The 6,277-nt window shown below is 62.0% G+C and carries 6 protein-coding genes; 1 reads left to right on the top strand and 5 read right to left on the bottom strand.

Features of this window, described 5'->3' with window-relative positions; all coding sequences use genetic code 11:
- Positions 1-198: 198 nt before the first annotated feature.
- From istB to BIO17B3_RS08425, 5 genes are all read right to left on the bottom strand, one after another.
- Complete coding sequence (gene istB / locus BIO17B3_RS08445) at positions 199-957, bottom strand: IS21-like element helper ATPase IstB (RefSeq protein ID WP_156053304.1); 759 nt, start codon at positions 955-957, stop codon at positions 199-201.
- A 38-nt stretch (positions 958-995) separates the two neighbouring features.
- Positions 996-2,552, bottom strand: coding sequence for an IS21 family transposase (gene istA, locus BIO17B3_RS08440; protein WP_156053305.1), 1,557 nt, complete (start codon positions 2,550-2,552; stop codon positions 996-998).
- Between the two features lie 135 nt (positions 2,553-2,687).
- Entirely contained in the window at positions 2,688-3,041 is a 354-nt protein-coding gene (locus tag BIO17B3_RS08435) for a helix-turn-helix domain-containing protein (RefSeq protein WP_232054227.1), read from the bottom strand.
- Positions 3,042-3,141: 100 nt separating this feature from the next.
- Complete coding sequence (locus tag BIO17B3_RS08430; protein WP_370512643.1) at positions 3,142-4,227, bottom strand: IS630 family transposase; 1,086 nt, start codon at positions 4,225-4,227, stop codon at positions 3,142-3,144.
- Positions 4,228-4,302: 75 nt separating this feature from the next.
- Positions 4,303-5,175 (bottom strand): chloride channel protein, encoded by an 873-nt coding sequence (locus BIO17B3_RS08425; RefSeq protein WP_232054226.1) that lies wholly within the window; start codon positions 5,173-5,175, stop codon positions 4,303-4,305.
- 286 nt (positions 5,176-5,461) lie between these two features.
- On the opposite strand from BIO17B3_RS08425, the gene BIO17B3_RS08420 reads away from it, so the two are divergent.
- A complete protein-coding gene (locus BIO17B3_RS08420; RefSeq protein WP_156053740.1) occupies positions 5,462-6,253 on the top strand; it encodes a hypothetical protein in 792 nt (263 codons plus the stop codon).
- Positions 6,254-6,277: the final 24 nt, after the last annotated feature.

Genomic DNA, 6,277 nt, shown 5'->3' with positions numbered 1-6,277 from the left:
TGCGTATTCCGGCGAACGTGACCGCTGATTCTGGCAACGTGACCGGCATTGCGGTGAACGTGACCGAGGGTCGGTATTGCGCGTTTTGAGTTTATGCCGGCTTGCATTTCCGGCTGTTTTTCCTTGTCTTTAAGGGGTTCGTTTTTAAATCAATAGGCCCCCGGCAGGCCGCCGGAGGCCCTCCTTGAACGGGCTGGATTAGCTTTCGGTGCTCTCCTCTTTTGCGGGGCGATTTTTCTTGCGCAGCGATTCCCCCGTGAGCGTGAAGCGGTGGTGGTTTTGCATCAGCCGGTCCAGCATGGCATCCGCCATGGTCGGGTCACCGATCCACTCGTGCCAGTGCTCAATCGGCAACTGGCTGGTGATGATGGTGGCACGCTGGCTGGCCCGGTCGTCAATGATCTCCAGCAGGTCCGCCCGGGTTTGGCTATCCATGCCAGCCATGCCCCAGTCGTCAAGCAGCAAGACGTCGGTGTTTTTGAGCGTATCGAGCCAACGCGTAAATGTGCCGTTGGCGTGGCGAATACGTAACTCTTCACCCAGGCGTGGAACCCTTTGGTACAGCGCGCTGTGGCCACGTCGGCAGGCATGCTGGGCCAGCGCGCACGCCAGCCACGACTTGCCCGCGCCGGTGGCTCCGGTGATCAGCACGGCGTGCCCGCACTTGACCCATTCTCCCAGTGCCAGGCTCATCACCGCGCTGCGCTCCAGGCCCCGCGTGGCGCGGCTGTCCAGGTCTTCAATGGCCGCTTGCGGGTATTTGAGCTTGGCCGACTTCAGCAAACGCGCACAGCGCCGGTCTTGCCTGCCATGCACCTCGCGGTCCACCAACAGGGCCAGCCGCTCTTCAAAGCTCATGGCGCTGATGCCGCTTTGTATGAGCTGCTGCTCCAGCGCCTGGGCCATGGTTTCCAGGCGTAGGCTGCGCAATTGGTTCAAGGTGGTGTTCATCATCATTTTGGAGTTCTCCGTACGGGGCTTGTTCACGCTAGGTTTCATTGGTAGTAGCTCGCGCCCCGCACATGGGCGTGTGCGGGAGAAGTCCACTCAGGAGTGGCGCTAGCTTGCAACAGGTCGCGCCGGTTGAGCAAGATGTCGCGGATGTGGGTGTATTTGCTGGTGCCCAGGCCCAGAGCCATGGTGCAGGCCGCCTCCAGCCGGGCCGGGCTATAGCGCTTGGAGAGCGACAGCAGGCCCAAGCAGGCGCGGTAGGCATGCTCGGGGTGGGGTTGACGCTCCAGCATCTTTTGCACCGTGGCCGCACAGGCCACGCCGATACGCTGGCCCCAGGCGATGAGCCGCTCGGGTGTCCATTGCGCCTGGTGTTGGTGGCGCTCGGGCAGGTGTTCGGTCACGGTAGTGAAGCCGCCCTTGTGCGCGCAGCGCATGTGGCTGGCCACCCGCTCTCCACGGTGCAGGGCTTCGAGCGCATGGGCCGTCACCCGCAACTCCAGCGTTCGCCCCACCAAGGCGGTGGGCACGCTGTAGCGGTGGCCTTCAAATTCGACATGGCTGTCGATGTGCACGCGCACCGTTTTGAAGACCGACCACTCCCAGGGCTGAACCGGTAAGGCCATCAGCGCCGGGGCGTCGATTTGGGCAAACACACTGGCACGGCTTCCAGGGAGCTTTTGAAAGGCACGCTGGTTAAGCCATTGCAGCAGGGGGGCAATGGCGTCGTTGACCTCCTGCACGCTGGCGAACTGGAATTTGCGCAGGCGCGCCAGGATCCAGCGCTCCACCAGCAGTACGCTCAATTCGACCTTGGGCTTGTCCTGCGGGTGGTAGGCGCGCGCGGGCAGCACTGAGCAGCCGTAGTGGCGGGCGAAGTCGCGCACCGTTTCGGTGAGCACCGGCTCGTAGCGATCGGCCTGGGTGACCAGGGCGCGCGGGTTGTCGGGGACGATGAGCTGGGGCACGCCGCCATAAAAGCGCAGTGCCTGTGCCGTCGCATCCAGCCAGTCCTTGGCCGCTTGTGCCGGCGTGGCCGTGCAGAAGCAGTAGCCCGACACCCCCAGGGCGGCCACGAAGAGATTGGCCCGCCCCACTTCCTGGCCCCCATCGATCAGGGCAATGGTGGGGCCCGCATAGTCGATGAACAGCTTCTCTCCTGCACGATGTACCTGACGCATGGAGCGCTTGAGAAGCCTGGCAAATCGGCGGTAGTTCTCGCAGAACTGCGAATAGCGCCACGGCTTGACGGGGTGGTCTGCACTGTGCTCGTCGCCAACTTGGGCGCAGTATTCCTCCCACAGCAGCGTGAGGGTGACGCCCTTGCGGGCAAGTTCCTGGTGGATGCGCCCGTAGTCGGGCTGGGCGTAGGTGTCGCTGGGGCGCGGTGAGGCCAGCAGGCGGCGCTCCAGCGTGGCCTCATCCATGGCGGCGATGGATTGCCCGTTCAATCCAGCCGCGACGGCCAGGCCCACGTACTTGGTGACCACACCTTTGGAGATGCCCAGGGCAGAAGCGATTTGCTGGTGAGACAGCCCACTTTCGAATTTGAGACGCAGGGCGTCTTTGAGTTTGCGCATATTGATCCTTAAAGCAGGCATGGGGCTCCTTGTCTAAAAAGGCAAGAAACTACCCGACCCGCGGTTGGGCTTATGCGCAACACCGCACTGGCGGCGTATACCGCCGCGCCGATTGGCGTGGCCGTTTGCAGCGGTCACGTTCGTCGGAATCACCGGTCACGTTGGGCCGGAATACTCACTTTGCGTGGTCAGCTCCACCAGCTTGGCTGCGTCCACCTTGACCGGCGGCGCGCCACGTGGCAGGTCGCGCTCGATGCCTTGCAGCCCCGCTTGCAGATAGCGCTCGCGCCAGCGCGCGACCTGCACGCGACCGATACCAAGCTGCTCGGCGATCTCCTTGTTCTGAACGCCCTTGGCGGCCAGCAGCACGATGCGCGCGCGCTGCGCCAGTCGCACGCTGGTGCGCTTGGAACGCGCCAGCCGCGTCAGCTCGCTTTCCTGCTCGGTGGTCAATTCAATCGCCGGGGCAACGCGCACTTGCTCTCTCCAATGCAAACCGTAGTAAAACATTGGAGACAAGCAACTCAATTAAGTTCACTCAAGAATCAAACACTACACTAGCTTGCGCGAGGGTTGTGTTCGCCGCGCTGCGTACCGCGGTACGACATCGCTAGTGTAGTGTTCCATTCTGTTTGGAACTTAAGCGTCTATTCGCGCGAATGACCTTCTGCAGGATGTCGCGAGCGCTCTTGGTCCAGATGAACGGCTTGGGGTTGACGTTGTGATGTGCGACGTATTCGTCGATGGCAGCCACGAGTTCGGGCACGCTGGTGAACACCCCGCGGCGCAGCCGCTCGGTGGTGATGTCGCGGAAGAATCTCTCGACCATGTTCAGCCACGACGCAGAGGTGGGCGTGAAGTGCATGTTGAACCTGGGGTGCTTGGCCAGCCACTCCTGCACAGCCGGGTGCTTGTGTGTGGCGTAGTTGTCGGCGATCAGATGCAGCGTCTTGTCCTTGGGCGTCTCGCGGTCGATCTGGCGCAAGAACTTCAACCATTCAACGTGGGTATGGTGCTGCTGGCACTGGCCGATGACCTGGCCGTCAAGCACGTTGAGTGCGGCAAACAGCGTGGTCGTGCCATTGCGCTTGTAGTCGTGCGTCATGGTGGCCGCACGGCCCCTCTTCATGGGCAAGCCCGGCTGCGTGCGGTCCAGCGCCTGGACCTGGCTCTTCTCGTCACAGCACAGCACCAGCGCATGCTCGGGCGGGGACATGTACAGCCCCACGATGTCTTCGAGCTTCTCGACGAATTTCGGATCGCGCGAGACCTTGAAGCCACGCACGATATGAGGCTTCAGACCGTGCGCCTGCCAATGCCGCATGACAGTGCTCGCACTGACGCCCAGAACCTCACCCATCTTGCGTGTGCTCCAGTGCGTGGCGGTCTCGGGCGTGCTTTGCGTGGTCAGCTCCACCAGCTTGGCTGCGTCCACCTTGACCGGCGGCGCGCCACGTGGCAGGTCGCGCTCGATGCCTTGCAGCCCCGCTTGCAGATAGCGCTCGCGCCAGCGCGCGACCTGCACGCGACCGATACCAAGCTGCTCGGCGATCTCCTTGTTCTGAACGCCCTTGGCGGCCAGCAGCACGATGCGCGCGCGCTGCGCCAGTCGCACGCTGGTGCGCTTGGAACGCGCCAGCCGCGTCAGCTCGCTTTCCTGCTCGGTGGTCAATTCAATCGCCGGGGCAACGCGCACTTGCTCTCTCCAATGCAAACCGTAGTAAAACATTGGAGACAAGCAACTCAATTAAGTTCACTCAAGAATCAAACACTACACTAGCAGGCCCAGCCCCGCGCCCCACGCCAGCGGCGAGCGCTCGCGCCAAGCAAGCACCTTCGCAGGAATCCAGCGCACCTGTTTGAGCAAGGCCAGATTGAACGCCGCCCCGGCCAGACCGCAGACCACCGCGGCGATGACCACCGGCAAGACGAAGGCCAGCGGAAAAATGTCCGGCGCGGTGATCTGGCCGAAATACAGATAGTTGCCCGCCAGCGCCAAAGAGACCAGGCCGGAGAACACGATGCTGGTGATGAGCACGCCGTTGGTTCGCACCTCGAAGCTGCGGGTGAGCTCCTCGATGGCAAACAAAATCCCGGCCAGCGGGGTGTTGAACGCACCCGACAGACCCGCCGCCGAGCCCGCGAGTAGCAACAGGCGCTCCATGCGCAGCGACACACGGGGATAGAACCGCCGCATCTCGTACATGATGGACGCGCCGATATGCACCGTCGGCCCCTCGCGGCCCAGCGTCAGGCCGCCCAGCATGCCCAGCAGCCCGAGACCGATCTTGCCGATCAAGATGCGCAGACCGAACAGGCGGCGGATGCGGGTGGGGTCTGGCTGGCCATGCAGCGCCGCAATCACCTGCGGAATGCCGCTGCCCTCACTGCCGCTGAACCATTTGCGGGTCATCCATACCGCGCCGCCGGTCAACGCCGGGGTGATGAGCAGGGCCAGCCACGCCCGGCCGTCGATCCAGCCGAGAAAAATCGCCAGCACATCGTTGGTCCAATTGGCGAACTGCACCGCTGCCAACCCCACCAGGATCGCCCCCACCCAGAGCACGCCGTAATTCAGCCACGATCTGCGAAGTTCTTTTCGTGTGAGTCGCCAAATCGCAGCGGGGCGGTAACGAGCATGCATAGGGAACAAGAATAGCGGGACGGCGCGCACTGGCCATGAAGAGCAAGGCCTCTGGAATACGCGTACGGATGAAGCGGCAAAGCAGACAAAGCGTAATGGCGCGCAACTCGTCACCATACTGCACGGGGTAAATCTCAATAGAAACAGAACGTTGCCTGTGTCCCTTCGTGCAACTCAGGCATTGCACTTAAGGGTTTTTACGCACTAGGATAACCCCGCATTTTTGACAAAAGTTAAAACACAGACGCGTTCACAACCGCTGACACCTTGCGAGAAAGCCTTACCTATGCGTTCCCTTCATCTGCTCACCGTGCCGGAAAAACTGCTGCATACCGGCTTCATTTTTCTGGTCTGCATCGGCTTGCTCTGTGCCGAAGCCTATCTCTACGTCACCCACGCCGGTCTGGACGGCAAGACTGGGGTGACCCTCAAGGACATCCAGATTTCGTACTACGGCAACCGCGACAGCAGCAAGCTGCAAACCGTGCTGCCCACCATGCTCACCAACGCGGGCGTGCCGAAAGAGCAGTGGCCGCAACTGCAGAAGACCATCGACACCTGGGTGGTCGGCGGGCAGACCAAGGCCGGCTACGAGACCGAGATCAAGCCCATCCTCGCGCAACACTGCCTGATGTGCCACAGCGTGGCCATGAGCAAACAACTGCACAACCCGCCGCTGGCTTCGTATGAAGACGTGAACGCGGTGGCCAAGGTCGACACCGGCATGTCGTACAACTCGATGCTGATGACCGGCATGGTGCACCTGACCATGCTGGGGCTGATTTTCTGGGTGGCCGGCTGGCTGTTTTTGCAAACAAGGGTGCACAGCCAGATCAAGGCCATTTCGGTCATCACGCCGTTCATCGCCATGCTGCTCGATTTTTCCGGCTGGTTCCTCACCAAGCAGAACCCCGACTTCGCCTGGTTCGTGCTCATCGGCGGTGCGCTCTCGTGCCCGATCGCCATGATGGAGATGGGCGTGGCCCTGTTCGATATGTGGATCGGCCTGCCCAAATTCCTTATGCAGCGCATCGTGACCGAAGTGCCCAAGACGGTGGTGCGCACCGCCACAGCCTGATCATTTTTACGTTTTACCGACCCC

This window comes from Thiomonas sp. OC7 (assembly GCF_900634595.1).
Lineage (GTDB): Bacteria > Pseudomonadota > Gammaproteobacteria > Burkholderiales > Burkholderiaceae_C > Thiomonas > Thiomonas arsenitoxydans.
Note: the sequence above shows the minus strand (reverse complement) of the source record. Positions and strands in the feature narration are given on the sequence as shown.

Coding starts and splice junctions, on each gene's coding strand:
- istA (WP_156053305.1), bottom strand. CDS start 2,552: ATGCCTGCTTTAAGGATCAATATGCGCAAACTCAAAGACGCCCTGCGT.
- istB (WP_156053304.1), bottom strand. CDS start 957: ATGATGATGAACACCACCTTGAACCAATTGCGCAGCCTACGCCTGGAA.
- BIO17B3_RS08435 (WP_232054227.1), bottom strand. CDS start 3,041: ATGTTTTACTACGGTTTGCATTGGAGAGAGCAAGTGCGCGTTGCCCCG.
- BIO17B3_RS08425 (WP_232054226.1), bottom strand. CDS start 5,175: ATGCATGCTCGTTACCGCCCCGCTGCGATTTGGCGACTCACACGAAAA.
- BIO17B3_RS08420 (WP_156053740.1), top strand. CDS start 5,462: ATGCGTTCCCTTCATCTGCTCACCGTGCCGGAAAAACTGCTGCATACC.